The 21,457-nt window shown below is 45.6% G+C and carries 18 protein-coding genes; 9 read left to right on the top strand and 9 right to left on the bottom strand.

What is annotated here, in order from left to right; translation table 11 throughout:
- On the bottom strand, window positions 1–1,360 hold a 1,360-nt coding region (locus Q0307_RS18395; RefSeq protein ID WP_298662712.1), incomplete at its 3' end, for an SMEK domain-containing protein.
- 699 nt (window positions 1,361–2,059) lie between these two features.
- Between Q0307_RS18395 and Q0307_RS18390 the strand changes: the two genes are divergently transcribed.
- Window positions 2,060–3,256: an aspartyl protease family protein gene (locus Q0307_RS18390; RefSeq protein WP_298662709.1), complete on the top strand. Its 1,197-nt coding sequence runs from the start codon at window positions 2,060–2,062 to the stop codon at window positions 3,254–3,256.
- Here Q0307_RS18390 and Q0307_RS18385 read toward each other — a convergent pair.
- Window positions 3,253–3,765 (bottom strand): acyltransferase, encoded by a 513-nt coding sequence (locus Q0307_RS18385; RefSeq protein ID WP_298662708.1) that lies wholly within the window; start codon window positions 3,763–3,765, stop codon window positions 3,253–3,255. The two genes, Q0307_RS18390 and Q0307_RS18385, sit on opposite strands and share 4 nt — an antisense overlap.
- Before the next feature lie 139 nt (window positions 3,766–3,904).
- On the opposite strand from Q0307_RS18385, the gene Q0307_RS18380 reads away from it, so the two are divergent.
- A complete protein-coding gene (locus tag Q0307_RS18380) occupies window positions 3,905–5,083 on the top strand; it encodes a YbfB/YjiJ family MFS transporter (RefSeq protein WP_298662706.1) in 1,179 nt (392 codons plus the stop codon).
- Here the strand turns inward: Q0307_RS18380 and murU are convergent.
- Both murU and Q0307_RS18370 read right to left on the bottom strand, forming a co-directional pair.
- Entirely contained in the window at window positions 5,028–5,738 is a 711-nt protein-coding gene (gene murU / locus Q0307_RS18375; RefSeq protein WP_298662704.1) for an N-acetylmuramate alpha-1-phosphate uridylyltransferase MurU, read from the bottom strand. The two genes, Q0307_RS18380 and murU, sit on opposite strands and share 56 nt — an antisense overlap.
- 4 nt (window positions 5,739–5,742) lie before the next feature.
- On the bottom strand, window positions 5,743–6,750 hold the full coding sequence (locus Q0307_RS18370) for a phosphotransferase (RefSeq protein WP_298662702.1): 1,008 nt from the start codon (window positions 6,748–6,750) through the stop codon (window positions 5,743–5,745).
- 103 nt (window positions 6,751–6,853) lie between these two features.
- On the opposite strand from Q0307_RS18370, the gene Q0307_RS18365 reads away from it, so the two are divergent.
- The 6 genes from Q0307_RS18365 to urtE all read left to right on the top strand — a co-directional run bounded on the left by Q0307_RS18365 (window position 6,854) and on the right by urtE (window position 13,190).
- Window positions 6,854–7,372, top strand: a complete 519-nt coding sequence (locus tag Q0307_RS18365) for a hypothetical protein (RefSeq protein WP_298662700.1) — start codon at window positions 6,854–6,856, stop codon at window positions 7,370–7,372.
- Window positions 7,373–7,582: 210 nt separating this feature from the next.
- Entirely contained in the window at window positions 7,583–8,893 is a 1,311-nt protein-coding gene (gene urtA, locus Q0307_RS18360; RefSeq protein ID WP_298662699.1) for an urea ABC transporter substrate-binding protein, read from the top strand.
- A 98-nt stretch (window positions 8,894–8,991) separates the two neighbouring features.
- The gene (gene urtB / locus Q0307_RS18355) at window positions 8,992–10,590 is read left to right on the top strand and encodes an urea ABC transporter permease subunit UrtB (RefSeq protein ID WP_298662697.1); all 1,599 of its coding nucleotides are present in this window, start codon (window positions 8,992–8,994) and stop codon (window positions 10,588–10,590) included.
- Between the two features lie 3 nt (window positions 10,591–10,593).
- Window positions 10,594–11,706, top strand: a complete 1,113-nt coding sequence (gene urtC / locus Q0307_RS18350) for an urea ABC transporter permease subunit UrtC (RefSeq protein WP_298662695.1) — start codon at window positions 10,594–10,596, stop codon at window positions 11,704–11,706.
- Window positions 11,703–12,494: an urea ABC transporter ATP-binding protein UrtD gene (urtD, locus tag Q0307_RS18345; protein ID WP_298662693.1), complete on the top strand. Its 792-nt coding sequence runs from the start codon at window positions 11,703–11,705 to the stop codon at window positions 12,492–12,494. Before urtC ends, urtD begins: the two co-directional genes overlap by 4 nt.
- A complete protein-coding gene (gene urtE / locus Q0307_RS18340; RefSeq protein WP_298662692.1) occupies window positions 12,495–13,190 on the top strand; it encodes an urea ABC transporter ATP-binding subunit UrtE in 696 nt (231 codons plus the stop codon).
- Between the two features lie 167 nt (window positions 13,191–13,357).
- Here the strand turns inward: urtE and Q0307_RS18335 are convergent, their stop codons facing one another.
- The 5 genes from Q0307_RS18335 to Q0307_RS18315 form a co-directional block, all read right to left on the bottom strand.
- Window positions 13,358–14,128: a DUF4344 domain-containing metallopeptidase gene (locus tag Q0307_RS18335; RefSeq protein WP_298662690.1), complete on the bottom strand. Its 771-nt coding sequence runs from the start codon at window positions 14,126–14,128 to the stop codon at window positions 13,358–13,360.
- A 394-nt stretch (window positions 14,129–14,522) separates the two neighbouring features.
- Entirely contained in the window at window positions 14,523–15,173 is a 651-nt protein-coding gene (locus Q0307_RS18330; RefSeq protein WP_298662688.1) for a phosphotransferase, read from the bottom strand.
- Between the two features lie 14 nt (window positions 15,174–15,187).
- Complete coding sequence (locus Q0307_RS18325) at window positions 15,188–16,096, bottom strand: LysR family transcriptional regulator (RefSeq protein WP_298662686.1); 909 nt, start codon at window positions 16,094–16,096, stop codon at window positions 15,188–15,190.
- Window positions 16,097–16,099: 3 nt separating this feature from the next.
- Window positions 16,100–17,605 carry a CoA-acylating methylmalonate-semialdehyde dehydrogenase gene (locus Q0307_RS18320; RefSeq protein WP_298662684.1) on the bottom strand — a complete coding sequence of 502 codons (1,506 nt, stop codon included), beginning with the start codon at window positions 17,603–17,605 and terminating at the stop codon, window positions 16,100–16,102.
- Window positions 17,606–18,919, bottom strand: a complete 1,314-nt coding sequence (locus Q0307_RS18315) for an aminotransferase class III-fold pyridoxal phosphate-dependent enzyme (RefSeq protein ID WP_298662680.1) — start codon at window positions 18,917–18,919, stop codon at window positions 17,606–17,608.
- A 256-nt stretch (window positions 18,920–19,175) separates the two neighbouring features.
- Here Q0307_RS18315 and Q0307_RS18310 point away from each other — a divergent pair, with 256 nt between their 5' ends.
- Complete coding sequence (locus Q0307_RS18310; RefSeq protein WP_298662679.1) at window positions 19,176–21,416, top strand: CHAT domain-containing protein; 2,241 nt, start codon at window positions 19,176–19,178, stop codon at window positions 21,414–21,416.
- The last annotated feature ends 41 nt before the right edge of the window (window positions 21,417–21,457 follow it).

Genomic DNA, 21,457 nt, shown 5'->3' with positions numbered 1-21,457 from the left:
CATTGGCGAATTCATTAATCAGATGTTTTTCAACTCTTCTGGTGCATGACCCATTATTGTTACGATTCTTGGCAAGAAAATACCCAACGAATCTAACTTGATCTCTAACAGAATTGTTATGCTCAAGGCGCTTTTGCTTTGAAAGAAGATCATCGTGGAATCGATTTCGCTTATAGAGATTCCAAGTGTAGTACCAGCTCGGGGTAATAGTGGCATACCATTTTGAATCAACATCAAGAAATGATATATCAAACGCCAAATGTTTAAAGAAGGCTAGTTTTGTTGGGTCTTTTGTCTTATATTTCTTCTCAAAAACTCTTCTTCTTGAGAGCTTTTTGCCCACCCATGCTTCTCTTCTCTGATCAGTCTCCTTGTCATCAGGCAAAAAGTAAAATTGGTTTTGTTGTTTGTTCCAATTAACTTTGAAGGCTAGAAGTTGATCTCGAAGGGTGCCTTTCATCAGATACTTAAAGAGGTTTTGATACTCCATGAGCTCGTGCTGTGAAATATCTTCTGTCATCAGCTCTTCAATACTTCCGCTATCTACTATGCGCCTAAAGGCAGGCTCTCTATCCATATCATAAAATGTGAAAATACGATTCTCGAATACTACCCAACCATGACAATCCAAGCCAGCAAGCTGTAATGCCAAACGTACTAAAAGGTCTTTGTTGGGGTGTCTACCTGTGTAATTTAAATCACGCTTAGCGGTAGCAATTGTTTCTTCTTCGTTGATGCACAATTCAGCTACATACAAGTTACTAGGAGGAGTCACTTCAATGAGGTTTGAGACTAAAACATATGGAACATTCTCAGGTGCGTTCAGCTCTTGAACTGATGTCTCTACATCCCCAAGAATTGTACGAAATTCCTGCAACATTCTCTCTTGCGCTGGCAATCGCAACCCAGTAATTGCGGCTAGTATATCGCTTGGATCAATGATATGTTTCTTGGCATCAAAATGAATATCATCCCTAATAAGCTTATCAATTACTTCCTGAGAGTAACTTTTCTGTTTGGAGCGCAGTGTAAAAATATAAAGTTCGTCAAAGGCATTTTTGTAGTTACGTTTCTTAAACTGTTCTAAGGTCGATTTCACCTTATCGATGTCTGTGGAGGATGTGACCTGAAAAGCAACTCGATCCTGTTCATCCCCCAAGTCAATACCCGGAAAATTCTTGTGTTTCCTATTCAAATTTACTAAATTTGGGCACTGGTAAACTTCCTTCAGAATCGGTATCCAAGCATCTTCTGAAATCAGATTTAAATCCAATCTTCCTTGTTTTGTTGCTAGATCAACTTCGGTTATCAATCTACTGACAACCTCTCTTAATTGGTTTTCAATCTCAATCTGTTTCAATAATAGTCTTCCAGTTCTAGAAAATTCTATGAATAGTTATTTTCTAACAATTTAATAATGTAAGCCTTCAGTACATATTGGATTAATTAATTATATTCATCAAGCTTTTCCATGGATTATAAGAGTTTAATCAGATTTATGGTGCTGACTGATGGTTAATTAAAGCCTTATTTATTTCAATAGATACCTTGACTAGTGGGTTGTTCTAAACATTGCTAGCATTATGGAGCAGTAAGTGAAATAATCTAGGTTGCTTAGTACCAAATACCTAAGCATGCTTACTGAACTGTAACAGTTGGTTAAGTCTCCAAGTCTTGTACTGATCCTAAAGCCAAACATGTATAATCACCTAACAACAAACCAAAAGCTTTACTCAAAAGACTCATCTCAGCATTCAATTGGGCTTGTTGCTCGTCCTGAACTACAAATGTGAGTTCCAAATTTTCAATCGCGCTAATGGCTGCTTCAAGTCGTATACATTTATAAAAGACAGAGAAGTGTTATTCAACTTAGATAGCTACACATATGAAGATATGTTGAGAACGAATCGACCAAGTGCTCAAGTAAAGCGTAAAAATTGCCCACCAAATAAGATGTGTTCTATTTCGTTGATTTCTCAACTAGCCCATTAATTTTAAATTTTAGAGTGGCCTGCTATGATGCCCTGTCTAAAAGCTAGCTAAAGTCTCAAAGGCAGGCATGAAAATTATAAGTAGAGATTACCTTTCGTGGATGTTGATTGGGGTTATTTGCCTGCTGTTCTTGACTGCGTGCAGTCGTTTACCAGCTCCTAAAATTCCTGAGTTCCAAGCAGGAAATGTCAGCGCAGTCCCTATGCAGCTCTTGTATACCAGTGATTTGGGTGGCCTGCCTGCAGTACCCGTGATCATTGCAGGGCGTAAGACTTGGTGGCTGGTAGATACAGGTTCTTCGCATAATTTGGTGTCACCGCGTCTAGCGCGAGAGCTGCGTTTGTCTGCAGCCGCGAGCAGTGAGGTTTCCACTATTGCTGGCAAGCAACTCACCGGTTATTACCGTTTACCGCTGATGCAAATTGGTGCGGTTGATCTAGAGAATCAAAGCGCAGCCGCAGTGAATTTAGGTTTAGTCTCGGCGGCTGATGGCCTGGTGATTGATGGTGTATTAGGCATGCCGGCGCTGAATCGCCTAATCGTTTCTCTCGATTTCGGCCGACATACTGCAATTTTCTCCCAATATGTTCCTAAGTATCAGCAACCGCATAGCCTGATTCCCTTCCGCTTAATGAGTGGATTGCCAGTGGCATCGTTGAATGTGGTGAGTGGACGTGTGGGAGAGTTTATTTTAGATACGGGTAATGCCGGTGGTTTGGTGATGTTTCCCCACTATGCGCGCCGCGAATATCGTCCCGGTTTATCTTTAGCTTTTATTGAAGTCGAGGACTTAGGTGGGCGTGTGCCCACTGGTTTGGCCTTGTTAGCGAATCTGCATATCGGCTCATGGCAAACCCGCCAAGTGCCTGTTTCGTTACCGATGCGTACCCATGGTTTCCAACATTTAGATGGCAGTATTGGTAATGCGATTTTTACCGGTCAGGTTCTCACCTTTGATTTTCCTAGCCAACATTTACTACTGAGTGCTAGCCAAGACTCAGATGTATTACCCGGTCAATTTGGTTTTCTGCTGGCAGCGAATAATGTGATTGAAGTGGTTTTACCCAATAGCCCAGCCGCACGGATGGGTATTCAAGTTGGCGATAGTATCTTGGAAGTGAATGGGCGCAATACCCGTGAGGTAAGCTCACATCGAATTTGGCAGATTCTGGATGAGCAAAGACGGGCAGAGCTTAAGCTGGCCCGTGCAGGTCGTATTTATGGAGTAAGTTTGAATCGGTCTTATTTCTTGCCAGCGTTCTAGGTCGCGTTGATGAGTTCAGGGCTGCTGGTATCCGCTGGCAGTTTACTTTCCGGGAGTAAGCGCCCATAGGATTTGGTACGAATCCCTGAACGAATGACTTTTGCTGGATTACCACCCACTAAAGAGTGTGAAGGAATATCCTTAGTCACGACACTACCCGAAGCAATCACCACTTCATCACCAATCGTCACCCCCGGCATAATGATGGAGCCACAGCCCACAAAGCAGTTTTTGCCAATTTTGGTTTGAATATTATTGTGCGCGCCGTAGCGCTCTGTCGCCCAGTCATGTGCAAGAATAATGACATTAAAAGCAATCACTGTATCTTGGTCAATAATCACGCCTTTCGGGTTGGTTTTGTCCACATTCGACTTAAAAGAAATACGCACACTGGGGTGTAGTTGCATTCCGTATACTTTGCGGAAATACCAAGTGCGTAGCCAGACCATCGCATGGCGAAAATCCACAAACCAAAGAAACATCTTGTTATTCATAAACCGTGGTTTCACATTTCTATCCTTAGGTTTTTAACCCTGTTCTTAGTATCTTCTCGCGCAGAGTATAGGCCAGAAATTAACAGAGTGTTGATAGGCTGGAATTTAATGATCAGCGTGTTAGGCTAGGGTTTTCTCATCTTGATATTCATCTATGCATACTACTGAGCCGTTAAGCCGTCAGGAGCGTTGGTCTATTGCTGTTGGTATTTTGGGTTTGATTACTGCCTTTGGGATGCCGCGCTTTATTTATACACCGTTGCTGCCTTTAATGCAGGCTGATTTGGGTTTCGGTGATGATTGGGCTGGAATATTAGCTTCGGTGAATTATATTGGCTATCTCTGTGGAGCGCTAGCGGCGATCTTTGTGCACTCGATTGCTACTAAACGCCTACTGTTTAAACTTAGCATTGCACTCGCTGTCTTGACGAATATTGGGATGGGCTTGATTCAACAAGATGCGGTTTGGTTGGCGCTGCGCTTTTTGAGTGGCTTAGCCAGTGCAGGTGGCATGGTCTTGGGATCAGGGTTGATGATGCTGGCGATTTCCCCTAAACATACGGCTACTGCTTTAGGCATTCACTTCTCAGGTGTGGGCTTAGGTTTAGCTTTGGGAGCACTGTGGGTGCTGATTCTAAAGCAATGGCAAAGTTGGGAGGTCTTATGGATAAGTAGTGGCCTATTGATTCTTATTTTAGGTTTACCAGCTCTGATGTTTAATCAATGGTATTTAAATCCGCATAAAAAGGCGGCGATTGCTGCTGCTATTCCACAACACTCTTTTAAGCTTTTGATTAGCTTGGTCGCTTTAGCTTATTTCTGCGAAGGGATTGGCTATGTGATTAGTGCGACTTTCTTGGTGTCTATTCTTCAACATAGCGCAGACTTACCGCAGTTGGGTGATTATGCTTGGGTGGTGGTTGGGTTAGCGGCTATTCCTTCGTGTTGGATTTGGGCGCGTATCGCCCAACGCATCGGCGAGTTTCCAGCCTTAATTGCCGCTTATTTGATTCAAGCGGCGGGAGTTATTTTGCCGGTTTTGAGTGACTCGATTGCTGCTGCGCTCATCGGTGCTTTGCTATTTGGTAGCACTTTTATGGGCATTGTCTCAATGGTCTTAGTCTACGGTGGACGTTTAGGTGGCTCTAAACCAACGCAATTGATGGGGATTTTGACGGCCTGTTTTGGAGTTGCACAAATCTTAGGCCCCGCTTTTGCAGGTTGGATGGCCGAGCAACAAGGTAATTTCAAGCTATCCTTAATCTTAGGTTGTGGCTTTACTCTCTTAGGTGGCGCTTTAATGTGGGCAGCATGGCATGTACAGCAGCGTTAAGACTTTGATCGAGTTGTGCTAAGCGTTCGGGTGTGCCTATATCGAGCCAGACACCCTGATAATACTCAGCGCTCACGAAGTCCTGATCGATAGCTGCACGTAATACTGTGCCAAGTGCACGTTTGCCATAAGCTAAGCCTGCAAATAAGGCAGGATGGTAATAGCCAATTCCACTAAAAGTGAGTTTGCTTTCACCCGTATTGCGCGCACGTCCTGCTTGCAGAGCAAAATCTCCTACAGGATGATGCTCAGGGTTATCTACCAAAATGAGATGCGCTAAGGTATGTGATGTAAGTGTCTGCGGCAAACAAGCATAATCAAACCATATATCCCCATTCACGACTAGAAAAGGGTCTGAGCCAAGTAAGGGAAGGGCTTTAATAATACCACCGGCAGTTTCTAAAGCGGTTTCGGTTTGTTCATCTGAATAATGCAACTTTAAACCCCATCGGGTTCCATCACCTAAGGCCTCAGAAATCTGCCAGCCCAGCCAAGCAATATTGATGATGACTTCTTCAAAACCAGCCGCCGCTAATTTTTCCAAATGCCAGACAATCAGCGGTTTGCCACCCGCTTTGAGTAAGGGTTTGGGGGTATGGTCGGTGAGCGGGCGCATACGTGTCCCCAAGCCCGCTGCAAGAATCATCGCTTTCATCGGTTTAAGCAGGAATATCTACAGTGCCAATCCGTTCAGGAATCCGCGCTTGTCGCATCCATTCAACTAAACGGCAGGTTTCTGGATGCTGGGAACCAACGCTCAGCACATAACTTAAAGTCAGTGGCAGGTCTTTTAAGTAGCCAGCTTTGCCGTCACGATGATTAAGACGCGAGAAAATCCCCAAGACTTTAAGGTGGCGCTGCAAGCCCATCAAATCAAACCAGCGCATAAAGGAAACTTCATCCACAGGCGGCAAAACGCCTTCAGCAATAGCTTCTTTGTGGAAGGCTAGCGCCCAACGTTTCACTCGCTGCTGCGGCCAAACCACATAACAATCGCGTAGTAAAGATACAAGATCATAAGTAATCGGCCCCCACACTGCATCCTGATAATCAATCACACCTAGTTTATTAGCGTGAGCAAGCATCAGATTGCGCGAATGATAATCGCGATGTACGAAGGCTACAGGTTGCTCTAAAACCGCTTCAATCAGAGTATTGAAGGTTGTTTCAATCAGCTTGAAAGGGATATCTTCAGGTGCTAACCCTAAATGCGTTTGCAAAAACCATTCGGGCATTAAATCCACTTCGCGGCGCAAGAATTCACTGCTGTATTCGGGCAGGCCTTCGACATCGGCTTGTTGCAAGCGCAGCAAAGTATCCATCGCTGATTCATATAAGGAGTCAGCATTTAAGGGATCTAAAGCCTTTAGCAGTGGCTCATTGCCGAAATCTTCCAGCAATAAGAAGCCATCGAGTAGATTCTGCGCGTAGAGTTCGGGAGCAGCGACAGCAGCATTATGAAGGCGTGCGGTAATATCCACAAACGCAGCACAGTTTTCTTTGTCGGGTGGGGCATCCATAGCAATCGCAGTGTTGCCGTCTTTACTCACGCGGAAATAGCGGCGGAAACTCGCATCAGCAGAAGCGGGAGCAAGGTTTGCGCCTTGCCAAGCGGGAAGGGTGTTTACCCATTCTGTGAGTTGCTCTAACCGTACATCCTGTGTCATAACTTACCTATTGACTGCCTGTCTTATGGATAGAAAAAACTATCATAGCACTAGAGGCTTGCTATAAATTGAACGATAACTAAGCAATATTTGGGGGGGCATTGTGGCTGATGCAGATGACTTCATAGAAACAATAGACGGCTTATGGCCATCTCATGAATATTTTCAGTTTCTAGAGCGCTTAAAAAACTCGATTGGCTCCCCAGTATATCTGGTGGAGATCAATCTAACAGCGATTAATCTGGGCGTGAAATGGTCTAGTACGCCGCTGACCTTATTAGCTATCGTCGATTTCCCAAAACCTGACCCTTATAAACAACTTTATCCACATATGTTAGTTTTTGATGATGGGCGCGGGATTAATTTGGGACATATTGCGCGGATTAGTTTGCGCGCCTTTAACTCAGAGCCTCAGCATTTACTCTATACCAATCGCTCCTTTACTCAAGAGGTCTTGCTCGCGCCACGCACTTTAAGTCGTGAGTCGCTTCGTGCTACCTCGACCGCTTTACTCGCAGAAATCTTTGGTGATATACCGGGTCGTTTATTGTCTGCTCCTTCAGCGGGTGAACAGTCGCCTAAGCCCAGAAAAATGCAGAGCAAGCCTAAACACTTGAAATAAAGGGTGCAAGCTACTGTGCACTATAAAAGGTCGTAGATGCACCATCCTGCTTCTACCCTAGGCATGAAATAGCTCAAAACCTTGGTTAATAAACTTCTTAATTCATCTCAAACCGATAATTTCCAAGTTTAGTTGTAACTGGCACAGCAATTGCTAGATAGGTAACAGACCTTTCCTCTCTGACCTGATCTACAAGGAGACCTGTTACCTATGTTGTTGAACAATAAGCTGAAAAAGACTTTACTAGCGGCAGGTACTGCGGCAGCGCTAGCGTGGAGCAGCTTAAGCTTAGCTGCGGACGACACCATCAAAGTCGGTGTCCTGCACTCGCTCTCCGGCACGATGGCCATCAGTGAAACCACTTTAAAAGACACCATGCTCATGCTGATTGATGAGCAGAATAAAAAGGGGGGGGTGTTGGGTAAAAAACTCGAAGCCGTCGTCGTTGATCCTGCCTCGAATTGGCCATTATTTGCGGAAAAAGCACGTGATCTTATCGAAAAAGACAAAGTTGCTGTTACTTTCGGTTGCTGGACTTCAGTCTCACGTAAATCAGTCTTACCCGTATTCGAGGAAAAAAATAGTTTATTGTTTTATCCAGTGCAATATGAAGGTGAAGAATCTTCCAAAAATGTGTTCTATACCGGCGCAGCACCGAATCAACAAGCCATTCCCGCAGTTGACTATTTAATGAAAGATTTAGAAGTTAAGCGCTGGGTATTAGCGGGGACAGATTATGTGTATCCACGCACTACTAATAAAATTCTTGAAGCTTATTTAAAGTCTAAAGGTGTCGATGAAAAAGACATCATGATTAATTACACACCATTTGGTCACTCTGATTGGCAGTCAATTGTCGCCGATATTAAAAAGTTTGGGGGTGAAGGTAAGAAAACGGCTGTAGTTTCAACCATTAATGGTGATGCGAATGTACCTTTCTATAAAGAGTTAGGTAATCAAGGTATTACGGCTGAATCGATTCCAGTTGTGGCCTTCTCGGTCGGTGAAGAGGAGTTATCTGGAATTGATACTAAACCTTTGGTAGGACATTTAGCTGCGTGGAACTATTTTATGAGTGTGGATAATCCAGCCAATAAAGAGTTCATCGCTAAATGGCAGGAATACACCAAAAATCCCAAGCGTGTGACGAATGACCCGATGGAAGCGCATGTAATTGGCTTCAATATGTGGATAAAAGCCTTAGAAAAAGCCGGTACGACTGATACTGATAAAGTGGCCGAAGCTATGATCGGTTTAGAGATTCCTAATCTCACCGGTGGCACCGCCAAGATGCTGCCCAATCACCACTTAACCAAACCTGTTTTGATTGGCGAGATCCAAGAGAATGGTCAGTTTGAAGTGGTGTCAAAAACGCCTGAAGTTGCAGGCGACGCGTGGTCTGATTTCTTACCCGACTCCAAACCCCTTGTAGCCGATTGGACTGGCAAAGAAACCGATGGTAAACCTTGCGGTAACTACAATACAGAAACAAAGAAATGTTCAGGTCAGAAATATGAGTAATGAGCCAACAATAATTTCCTGATCCACACGCAACCTGAGGGCGTCTGCATATCATGTTCTAGCGGTCGCAGGCGTCCTCTTTTCTGCAAGGTAAGCGCATGTTAGCCAAGTCACTCAACCGTATCGGTGTTGTTTTAATTCTTTTATTTTTTAGTATATCTGCTGCTTGGGCTGAAACTAATCCCATTTGGAGTCAAGCTAGCAGCCTTTTTAAACAGGCCAGTTTTGATAAAACCCGTGAAGCCGTCGATTTACTTGCTAACAGTTCTGACCCGCAAGCCCCAGTAGCCTTGAAAGCCTTACTCGAAGGCCAACTTTACCAACATAAACAAAATGATAGCTTGGCGATAATTGTTGATAGCACGACCGTTGATGTCAGCACGGGTCAAACTTTAAGTACGGTAAATAAAGACAGTTATCGTAAAATTCCTGTTAATAATACCTTGCGTAAACTCCTACGCAGCAAAATTGGTGGCTTAAGTTTATCTAGCCCTGACCCCAAAGTACGCTTAGCTTCAGCCACCGGTTTATTAGAAACCGTTACCCCTGAACAACTTCCACAATTGCAAGAGCTTTTAGGCAAAGAAACTGACCCACAGGTTAAAGATGCACTTAATTTAGCCCTGCAATTGGCCGCTCTAAACGGTAGTGACCAAGCAGAAAAATTGACTGCGCTCAAAGCTTTAGAGGGTAATCTTAATCCCATTATCCGCAACAAGCTTGCGAGTTTAACCAGTGATGCTGACACCGAAATTGCTAAAGCTGCACAAAGCACTTTGCGCAGTATTGAAAGTAAAGTCATCTTAAACGGGCAACTGGAAACCCTATTTTTTGGGCTAAGTCTTGGCTCAGTGTTGGTACTTGCAGCTATTGGCTTGGCGATCACTTTTGGCGTGATGGGTGTGATCAATATGGCGCATGGCGAGTTAATTATGTTGGGCGCCTACACGACTTACTTCATTCAAAGGCTCATGCCGAATTATCTTGATTACTCATTATTCTTGGCCATTCCTGCCGCGTTTATTGTATCTGGTTTAATGGGGATTTTGATTGAGCGCACTGTGATTCGGCATCTCTACGGGCGCCCTTTGGAAACACTGTTAGCGACCTTTGGGATTAGTTTAATTCTACAGCAATTGGTGCGCACTGTGGTTTCACCACAAAACGTTCCTGTCTCTAATCCTAGCTGGATGTCAGGTTCGCTGGAGATTAATAGTTTGCTCTCATTGACCTATAACCGCCTGTATATTTTGGCCTTCAGTTTATTAGTGTTTGCCATTTTGTACTTCGTATTGCGTAACACCAGTCTCGGTTTGCAAGTACGGGCTGTGTCACAAAATCGTGCGATGGCACGGGCGATGGGGGTGCGCTCCGCTCGTGTTGATGCTTTAACCTTTGGCTTAGGCTCTGGGATTGCAGGTGTGGCAGGTGTGGCTTTAAGTCAGCTCACGAATGTCGGCCCCAATTTAGGCCAGAGTTATATTATCGATTCCTTCATGGTGGTGGTTTTCGGTGGGGTCGGTAATTTATGGGGAACCTTGGTAGCAGGCTTATCGCTGGGGGTGATTAATAAATTCTTAGAGCCGTGGGCGGGTGCGGTGCTCGCAAAGATTCTGGTACTAGTATTCATTATTCTGTTTATTCAAAAGCGCCCACGCGGCTTATTCCCGCAAAAAGGCCGTGCTGCAGGAGATTAATCCATGTTTATTAGTCAAATTCTGAAAAATGATCGTGGTGGGCAAATTATGTTAGCGGTCTTGGCTGCGGTATTAATCGTCGTGCCGCTTTTGAATTTAGCCGTTGCCGATACTAACCCACTCCACGTGCCCACTTACTTAGTCACCTTGATGGGCAAGTATTTAACTTATGCCTTATTAGCAGTAGCGGTTGATTTAGTTTGGGGCTATTTAGGCATCTTAAGCCTTGGGCATGGTGCATTTTTCGCGCTCGGTGGTTATGCGATGGGCATGTATTTAATGCGCCAAATCGGTGATCGTGGCGTTTATGGTAATCCAGACTTACCCGATTTCATGGTCTTCCTCAACTGGAAAGAACTGCCGTGGTTTTGGCAGGGTTTTGATATGTTCTGGTTCGCTATGCTGATGGTGCTATTTGTACCCGGCTTGTTAGCCTTTATATTCGGCTGGCTGGCCTTCCGTTCACGGGTTACGGGCGTGTATTTGTCGATTATGACCCAAGCCATGACTTATGCACTGATGTGGGCGTTTTTGCGTAATGAAATGGGTTTTGGTGGCAATAATGGCCTGACTGATTTCAAAGATATTTTAGGTTTTAGCCTGCAATCTGATTATACCCGTATCGCGCTGTTTATAGCCTCTGGTTTAGCCTTAGGCTTAGCTTATTTACTCTGTCGCTTCATTATTAATTCTAAACTTGGACGAATTACCGTAGCCATTCGTGATGCAGAGAGTCGTACCCATTTTGTTGGCTATAAAGTCGAGAATTATAAGGTTTGGATTTTTACCGTATCGGCGATGCTGGCAGGGGTGGCAGGCGCTTTATATGTGCCGCAAGTGGGGATTATTAACCCAAGCGAATTTTCACCCTTGAACTCGATTGAGATTGTGATTTGGGTAGCGATGGGGGGGCGTGCGACCTTATATGGCGCAGTGTTGGGTGCGATTTTAGTCAATTATGCCAAAACAGTGTTCACGGGCTTAATGCCTGAGTCGTGGCTCTTTATGCTTGGCGCTTTATTTGTGTTAGTAACTTTGTATTTGCCACGAGGTTTAGCAGGTGTATGGGTTAGCTTAAAAACAAGTTTTGGGCGTAAACGCGGGGTGGCAGCATGAGTGAAGGCGAAGGTGCGCATTTTTATCGCGAAGGTGCATTAGATACCAGCCACAAAGCGATTCTGTATTTGGAAGGCTTAAACGTGAGCTTCGATGGTTTCAAGGCGATTAATGACTTGAATCTGTATATCGATGCGGGTGAATTGCGCTGCATTATTGGTCCGAATGGTGCGGGCAAAACGACCATGATGGACATTATCACGGGTAAAACTAAACCGGATAGTGGCAAAGCTTTCTTTGGCCAAACCATTGATTTATTGAAGCTAAGTGAACCCGAAATTGCTAATGCAGGCATTGGGCGCAAGTTCCAAAAACCCACTGTATTTGAATCACATAGTGTTGCGGAGAATTTAGAGCTTGCCATGAAGGGTGATAAGCGTGTTTGGTTTAGTCTGCGGGCTAAATTGACTGCTGAGCAAAAGAACTTGATGGAGGAAACCCTACAAACCATTGGTTTAACTGAGCATTACCACAAACAGGCCGGTGCTTTGTCGCATGGGCAAAAGCAGTGGTTGGAAATTGGTATGCTCTTAGTGCAAAAACCGTATTTATTATTGGTCGATGAACCCGTGGCTGGCATGACTCATCAGGAGATGGATCGCACGGCTGAGCTACTAAAATCCTTAGCAGGCAAGCATTCAGTGGTAGTGGTCGAACACGATATGGAGTTTGTGCGCTCAATTGCTCATAAAGTCACCGTACTCCATCAAGGTAGTGTACTTGCAGAAGGCTCGATGGATGAAGTGCAACAGAATCCACGTGTGGTTGAAGTGTATTTGGGGGAATAAATGCTCAAGGTCGATCAACTCAACCAATTTTACGGCGAAAGTCACACGCTTTGGGATTTGAATCTGCACGTGCCCGAAGGTCAAGTTACAGTACTCATGGGGCGTAATGGCGTCGGTAAAACCACTTTGCTGCAATGTATTATGGGCTTGCTGAAAGTGCGTGATGGGGCGATTGCTTATCAAGACCAGAATCTGGTCGGCGTCGATGCCGAAAAGCGTGCCAATCTTGGTATCGGTTATGTACCGCAAGGGCGGCAGATTTTTCCACTGCTGACCGTAGAAGAGAATCTGCTAATTGGCTTGCCTGCACGCCGCAATAAAGTACGTAGTATCCCCCCGTTTATTTTTGAACTATTTCCCGTATTAAAACAAATGCTCAACCGGCGGGGCGGAGACCTATCCGGTGGTCAGCAACAGCAATTAGCTATCGGGCGTGCGTTGGTACTCGATCCAAAACTCCTCATTCTTGACGAACCCACCGAAGGCATCCAGCCTAATATCGTGCAAGAAATCGGCGATATTATTCGCAAACTCAATCAGGATATTGGCTTAACCGTCTTGCTGGTAGAGCAGAAATTACCGTTTGCGAGACGGGTCGGAGATCGGTTTTGTATTTTAGATCGTGGGCGACAAGTGGCGCAGGGTGCGATGGGGGAGTTGGATGAGAATTTGATTCAGCGGTATTTGACGGTTTAAAAGCTTAATCTAGTTAAAATCTGCCGGTAAATCTCAGTTACACTCAAGGTGGCAGCTAAGCTGGGCAAAGGAGTTTTAGCATTAAACCACTGAGTAAACAGATAAGTTAATAGGCAATTTATCTGTTTTTAACTAGACCTGATGAAGCTATAAAGACTCTAAGCGTTTTAAGCCGGATTTTTCATAAGCGGTTTTAGCAGTTTAAACCAATTCTCCCGCACCAATGCATACTCATCGCTACAGGTTTCGGCACGTTCTTTATCGAATCCCGCATCAGTTTTCACATCTTGGTAGTTTTTCGGGTCACTGCCATACACGTGACACATCGTAGTGTAGTAGCGCTGTGCATCAAGGCTGTGTTCATCCCAGAAATCAGCCTCAGCTAATTCTTGTACATCTTCGCCTTCTAAATCGAATAAATCCGCTGCACTAATCGCTACTTCCGCCCCTTCTTCTAGGTATTCAATCAATAATACCGTCGCTAAATTATCTGCAGCATCCTCTTCTTTGCCTACAATCGGCAAGTCATACATTGCGATCAAAGCATGGGCTAATTCGTGGAATAAGGTGTGCTGCACAGCATCTAAAGTAGCATCTTCAACACTCACGCCCGTTTTTTCATATTTAGCTTTGGCAAAACGCTGCTGAGCTTCTTCTAAAAAAACATAAGGTATCATCAGTTCATGGCTTTCAGGGTCATACAGTGGCCCATCATCCGCACCAAAGCGCACTTTAATCGGGTATTTGAGCTTGAATTCGCTGTCAACCAACTCAGTAAATACTTGTATTACCTCTGATGCTTGCAGTAATTCTAAATTTGTAGCTTCGATTTTGCTTTTCGGTTTGGCATAAGTGACTTGAATCTTACTGGCTTCAGCGTAGGTGAAAGAGCTAGCGAGACTAGCGACTAAAAACAAAGAAAGCAGTGATAGGCGCATGATTTCATCCTAAGCATAACGTTTAGATAATGATAAAAACCAAGCCGTCTTCAATTAAGATCGCTTACTTTTCAAGCCGTAAGTCTTTTTCTTCCACTAAACTCTAAGTGGGTAAATCTAAGCCAACAGCAACCACCTATACTCTACTTAGATCGATTCCTAACTATGAATAAGTTTATCGATTGATTTAAGGCTGAAAGGTCGCGACTTAACACAGGACTTAGGTCTTATAACACAAGTCGAACCAATAATAAGTTGTTTCCTGTTTCTTGATCACTTGAGTTGTACCACGTTTTACATGCCAATCCCAACTCAATAAGGCAAAGGTGGTACAGAACCAAGCTAGATCGGGTAAGAGAATTTGTGGGGCGAGGAATTGGGCATGAGACTGATTTCAACCATGCTCCACGATTAAACTGGCATAATCCCACTCGGCTACCATGAGTCGTGCATAATCCCAGTCAATTAACCACCAACGCTTACCATCGTGTAAGCAATTGCCCGGATTCAAGTCACTGTGTACCGGCTTAAGCGGATAGTGAGCATAGCCGCGTTCAGCCGCTAGTTGAATTAGTTGTAAAGCCATTTGGCTAACTTGAGGATTTGTAGCGGTTTGTAAGCTATGCAAATGTTGTAAGCTGACTCCATTGAGGTCGGCTTGGTCGGGCGAGCGCCAGTCTAAGCCACTCGTATGTAAGTGTGCTAAGCGCTCGCGTAGTTCTACAAAATCCGTTACTTGCAAGGCACGTCGTTCACCCGCATAAGCCAGCCACATAATTCCAAGCTGATCATCAAAACCTAACAACTCCGGGGCTAATTTAAGTGCTACTGCATCTTGATGCAGCCGAATCACATGCTGGAAGTGTTGTGCTAAGGGGCACAGTCCAGCCGCTAAGTCCCGATTGGCGATGCGAATAATCGAGCGTTTGGGATAGTTTTCTGCTTCAACTAGGAATACATGGTTGGTGTAACCTGCTAGTGGGGTCAATATAGGCTTGTGGATCGCGTGTTGGTCGAGCCAGTGTTTAGCCTGTTGTAGTGGCATAGTTTTTTTCTAATTCACAGAATTGAAGTTTTTAGCAGTTGTTCAAGGAAGGTTTTTACGACCAAATTCGAGCGTGCACCTTTACGAGTAATAATCGCATAAGCCGTGCTGTAATTAAGTGCTGCGGGTAGTAGCGCCCGCATCCGACCTTCATTGACCCAGCGTTGGGCATAGTGGGTGGGTAGATAACCTATATATTGACCGGTGAGAATCAGAAAAGCGATTCCTTCACGGTCGGTGGAGCTAGCCGCCGGTTTTAAATCACGCATCAGTTCTTTCACCGCGACTGTTTGTGCGTAGGCTGGTAAAACGGCGGCTTGTTGGCTGAGCATTTTCCGATCCAATTGTTGCTGATCGAACTCAAAGAGAGGATGTTCAGCGCTGCAATACAAACATGATAATTCGTCATAGAGCGGGAGATAGTTTAAGCCTGTTAGTGGGCGAAGCTCTGGAACAGCACCAATATGCAGCCGCCCATCTAAGACTTCTAACTCTATATCTTTGGGGGAAAGCATCCGGATATTGATTTTTACTGAAGGACCAAGCGTATGCAGGCTTTTCAAAGCATCCGTAATACGCATATAAGGCATGGTGACGAGATTATCAGTGATGCCAATATTCAGCTCACCACGTAGGTGATTGTGGAGTTCGTTGACTTGGGTACGAAAGGTTTCCATCGAACCCAAGAGCTGCAAGGTAGAGTCATAGACTTTTGCCCCCTCATCCGTGAGCGCAAAGCCTGTGCGGCCACGCTGACAAAGACGCAAGCCTAAACGTTGCTCCAGATCAGACATTGCCAAGCTAATCGCCGAGCGACTGATATTTAATTCTGCTTCTGCCGCTGCAAAACCGCCGCATTCGACGACGGTTTTGTAGATGCGTAACAGCCTTAAACTACTATCACTGAGTTGGCCTTTAAGCATCGATTATGACGGGAAAGCGAACTGGACTTTTTCGCGCACCGCCGAGGATGGCCAACGCTGAGTGATGGTCTTGCGACGGGTATAAAAGCGTACGCTATCCGGGCCATACGCCGATAAATCCCCAAACAAGGAGCGCTTCCATCCACCAAAGCTGTGATAAGACACGGGCACGGGCAAAGGCACATTAATCCCTACCATTCCGACCTGAATATGATCTGAGAAGTAACGGGCGGCTTCCCCATCACGGGTGAAGATGCAAGTCCCATTACCATACTCGTGCTCATTGATCAATTGCATAGCTTCTTCCATGGTGTTTACGCGTACCACTTGCAATACAGGGCCAAAGATTTCTTCCTTATAACTAATCATGCTCGGTTGTACATGATCAATTAAGGTCGCTCCGACAAAGAAACCCTGCTCAAATCCAGCCACTTGGACATTGCGGCCATCGACTACAATCTTCGCGCCATCTTGTTCTGCGCTATCAATATAGCCTTTCACTTTGTCTTGATGGACTTTGGTGATCAAAGGACCAAAATCATTGCTACTGTCAGAGTAAGCTCCAGTTTTCAGGTTTTGCATCGCTACGGTCATTTTCTCGATCAGCAGGTTAGCTGCATTATCGCCGACTGCAACGGCGACCGATAAAGCCATACAGCGCTCACCCGAAGAACCAAAGGCTGCACCGACCAATTGTGCGACCGCATTGTCCATATCGGCATCTTCTAAAACAATCGCGTGGTTTTTCGCACCACCCAGTGCTTGGCAGCGTTTGCCATTTTTTGTAGCGGTCGAGTAAATATACTCAGCAATCGGGGTTGAACCCACAAAGCTTACGGCTTGCACACGGGGATCGTTTAACAAGGTATCGACAGCTTCCTTATCACCATTCACCACGTTTAGTACCCCCGCAGGCAAGCCAGCTTCATGCGCTAGTTGCGCAATCAATAGGGTAGAGCTGGGGTCACGTTCAGAGGGCTTCAGTACGAAAGTATTACCGCAGACAATAGCGGCCGGATACATCCATAAAGGCACCATCGCGGGGAAATTGAAGGGAGTAATGCCAGCCACTACACCGAGGGGTTGGAACTCACTCCATGAATCAATCCCAGGGCCAGTATTACGGCTATGTTCGCCCTTCAATAATTCAGGAGCATAGCAAGCGTATTCGACATTCTCGATCCCACGCTGTAACTCCCCCCCCGCATCATGAGCAATCTTGCCATGCTCTTCACCAATTAATTGATTGATCGCTTTAGCATTTTGCTCGAGTAACTCTTTAAATTTAAACATCACCCGTGCACGTTTAGCTGGTGGGGTCTCACGCCATGCGGGGAAGGCCGCTTGCGCAGCAGCAATGGCTTCTTCCACGGTTGCTTTCGAGGCTAAGGCGACCTGTTTACTGACTGCACCCGTGGATGGGTTGTAGATGGGCTGGGTGCGCCCTGTTTCTTCGCGTAATTCTCCATTGATTAAATGTCCCACAGTTTTCTGCATGGCTTGGCTCATTTAATTTAACTCCTGAATCGATTCACCAATGGCATTGACTAAAGCATCAATTTCTTTCGGCTCGACAGTAAAAGGCAAGCCTAATTGCACCGTGTCGCCACCGCTGCGTACATAGAAACCTTTTTCCCAACATTTTTTCATCACTTCAAATGGCCTGACCACGGCATCGCCGTCACGGGCTTGTAGAGTTAACCCCCCTGCTAAACCATAGTTCCGAATATCAGCGACATATGGCAAGCCTTTCAGACCGTGCCAAGCTTCTGCAAAGAGCGGTGCAGCCGCTTTAACGCGCTCAATCATCTGCTCACTTTCCAAAAGATCTAACGCGGCTAAGCCTGCAGCACAAGCAATTGGGTGGCCTGAATAAGTATAACCGTGAGGCAGCTCAATCATGTGCTCCATACCGCTTTTTTCCATAAAGCATTGGTAAATAGCATCGTTAACGACTACCCCACCTAAGGGTTGTACGCCATTGGTGACTTGCTTGGCGAAGGTAAGAATATCGGGCGTTACCCCAAATGCTTCTGCGCCCGTTTTCGCTCCCATCCGTCCAAAAGCGGTAATCACTTCATCGAAAATCAATAAGATATTATGCTGGGTACAGATTTCACGGAGACGCTGTAAGTAACCCACGGGTGGCGGAATCACTCCGGCTGAACCCGCCATCGGTTCAACAATTACTGCCGCAATATTTGAGGCATCATGTAGGGCAATGATATTGATCAGTTCATTCGCCAGTTCTACCCCTGTGCTGGGCTGGCCTTTAGAAAAGATATTGGTAGCGGTCATAGTATGCGGCAAATGATCCGCTTCAATACCTTGACCATAAAGGGCGCGATTGCCAACAATCCCACCCACGCTAATCCCGCCGAAGTTCACGCCGTGATAACCTTTGACCCGCCCAATTAAGCGCGTTTTAGAGGATAAGCCTTGTTTACGCCAATAGGCACGGGCAATTTTTAAAGCGCTATCCACGGCATCTGAGCCACCACAGCTAAAGAAGACATGATTCAAACCGGCGGGCATAAATTCAGTCACACGCTCGGCTAAGGCAAAGGCTTTAGGGTGAGCGAAATTGAAAGCGGGAGAGTAATCCAATTCTTGAGCTTGTTTAGCAATCGCCTCACTAATTTTCGCTTGGCCATGCCCTAAACCGCAGGTCCAAAGCCCTGATAAACCATCAAAAATTTTGCGTCCACGATCATCTCGATAATAGCGGTCTTCTGCCGCAACAATGATGCGTGGGTCTTTGTGAAAAGCACGATTACTGGTAAACGGCAACCAGTAGGCATTTGAGTAGTTAGCTGTGTTCATACCAATCTCTCCAAGATAGCTATAGTGCCTCTATAGTGCGGCAGTCTTTAATTTTAATAAATTTAAAATTTCATCCACTTAGTTTAGTAAAAATTAAACTACATGATCTAGCAGAACTTCAAGCCACAGTGTCAGGGTCATTATTATGGTGATTGGTTTGCATTTCGTTTATTGAAGTGTCGGATCGAGTACTCGATACCCAAACCACCTTTAGTCCAGTGATATACTCCGCTTATCCCCGGCGCAGGAGTATTGCATGTCGACGACTACCCCACCTATTTTTATCTCTCATGCTTCTGCCGATGATGGCTTTGTCAAACAGTTACGCGAGCAATTAGAAGCGCACGGTTTAAAAGTTTGGGTGGATTCGCGTAATTTACGCGGGGGTGATCAATTACGCCCTGAAATTGAAACTGCCATTCGTGCAACGCGGCATGTGCTAGTAGTCATTAGCCCTGAAGCTATTAATTCTGATTGGGTATTTGATGAAATCAAATTAGCTGAGCAAGTAGCTAAGGAACGTGCTGATTTTCGCATTATTCCCTTGATGCTACCTAATATCACGCCCAAAGCTTTAAAGCGTTATTTTACTGAAGAACCTGCTGGTGAAAAGATTGAGCTAGGCGTGGGGAAGCTTGAAGAGGCGATGCCGCGTATTTTAGCGGCGTTGGGTGAGCGTCTGCCGGATGAGATGAATATCGCGCAAAGGATAGAGCTTAAGCCTTTGGTTGAATTACGTTTAGAGCTAAGTGAGCCTCATATTCAAATGCAGGAAAATAATATTGAGCAAGTCAGTGCTAGAGCTAAATTAATCTTTGACGCAGGTAATTCAGCCGAGCGTCCCATTGAAACTAAAACGTTTAAATTTACTTTGCCGATTCCAGCCAAGGGTATGCAAGGCTTAGAAGAATTGAGTTGGTACTTAGAGCAATATCATGTATGGGCGGTGGGTATTTTTCGTGCTCGTGCTGAGGATTTTGAAAAATTATTGCCGCAATGGGGCAAAGCGCTTTATCAAGCCACACTAGGTAAAGATTATTGCCACCCAATACTCCAAGCGTGGCATCAGCATAAGGACGCAGATCGGCGTTTTTCAGTGCAAATCAGTGCTGAAGTAATGGAAGGCGCGAGTACTGAGGAGCAAGAGCAGGCGCGTATGGCAGCGAGTCGCTTACAAGCCGTGCCTTGGGAGCTATTGCATGATGGTGAGGGGTATTTAGCTGAGGGTAAATATCCGATTCGAGTACGCCGCCGTTTACCTAATTACCAACAGCATGAAGCCTTGCAGCTCAGTCTCCCGATTCGGATTTTATTAGTCACCAGTCGACCTGAAGAAAAAGGTGTGGGCTATATTGACCATCGCGCTAGTGCCTTGCCTTTGGTGAGTGCGGTTGAAAATCTGGGGAGTTTAGTGCAATTGACTTTATTATCACCCGCGACAGTGCAGGCTTTAGAGCAAGAATTGCAGCGGGCGAGTCGCGCTAATGAACCCTATCATGTGCTGCATTTTGATGGTCATGGTGTGTATGACGCGCAATACGGGCTGGGGGCGTTGTGCTTTGAAAAGGCTGAGGATAGTAAGCAACTCGAACAGCGCCGCATGGATTTGGTTCATGCGGATAAGCTAGCAGCATTATTGCGCGATTATCGGATTCCTCTAGTCGTGCTGGAAGCGTGCCAAAGTGCGCAAAGTGATAAAAATCCTACTGATTCGGTGGCGGCTAGTTTATTGCAACAGGGTATTAGCTCAGTGGTGGCGATGACCCATAGTGTGCTGGTGGTAACGGCGCAGCAATTTGTTGAGCCATTTTATCAAGCTCTAGCACAAGGTGAACGGGTCGCCTCGGCGATGTTAAAAGGGCAAAGTGCTTTAATGCGTAGAACCTTTCGCTTTGCGCAGCCGAGTGTGGGCGATGTGCATTTACAGGATTGGTTTGTACCCATTTTGTATCAAGAGTACTTTGACCCTGCTTTATTCCAGACCTTACCCTCTGAAATGGCGCAGCGGGTGAATACGCACAGACGTGCATTGCAATTGGGTTGGCTACCCGAAACTCCCGCGCATACCTTTATTGGGCGCAGTCGAGAGTTGTTGCAGGTGGAGCGCTTATTGGAGCAACAACCTTATGCAGTATTACGCGGTCAGGGTGGGATAGGTAAGACCACGCTAGCGGTGGAGCTGGCGCGATGGTTGGTGCGGAGTGGGCGGGTAGATCGGGCGGCGTTTATTAGTGTCGAGGATGGCTACAATCGTCATGTGCGGGCGGTGGTGGATGTATTGGGTAAGCAATTAGTTGGCGATTATTATGTTGTTGCCGAGTACCCCGATTTAAAACAGGCGCTCCAGCCGATTCAACGTGAGCTGGAAAATCAGCGCGTGTTGATTGTGGTGGATAATGTGGAGAGCTTGCTCGGCGATGAGGCGAATTTGGTGGAGGTGTTGGCGCTATTACGCAGTTTATTGCCATCTATGCTCCCTTCCCCCCTTGCGGCATAAGTATCTACACAAATTGTCGGACGGTTTTTTTCAGGCCGTCC

It is taken from the genome of uncultured Thiothrix sp. (assembly GCF_937873765.1).
Taxonomy (GTDB): domain Bacteria; phylum Pseudomonadota; class Gammaproteobacteria; order Thiotrichales; family Thiotrichaceae; genus Thiolinea.
The sequence above is the reverse complement of the archived record's forward strand: the minus strand, read 5'-3'. Positions and strand labels throughout refer to the sequence as shown.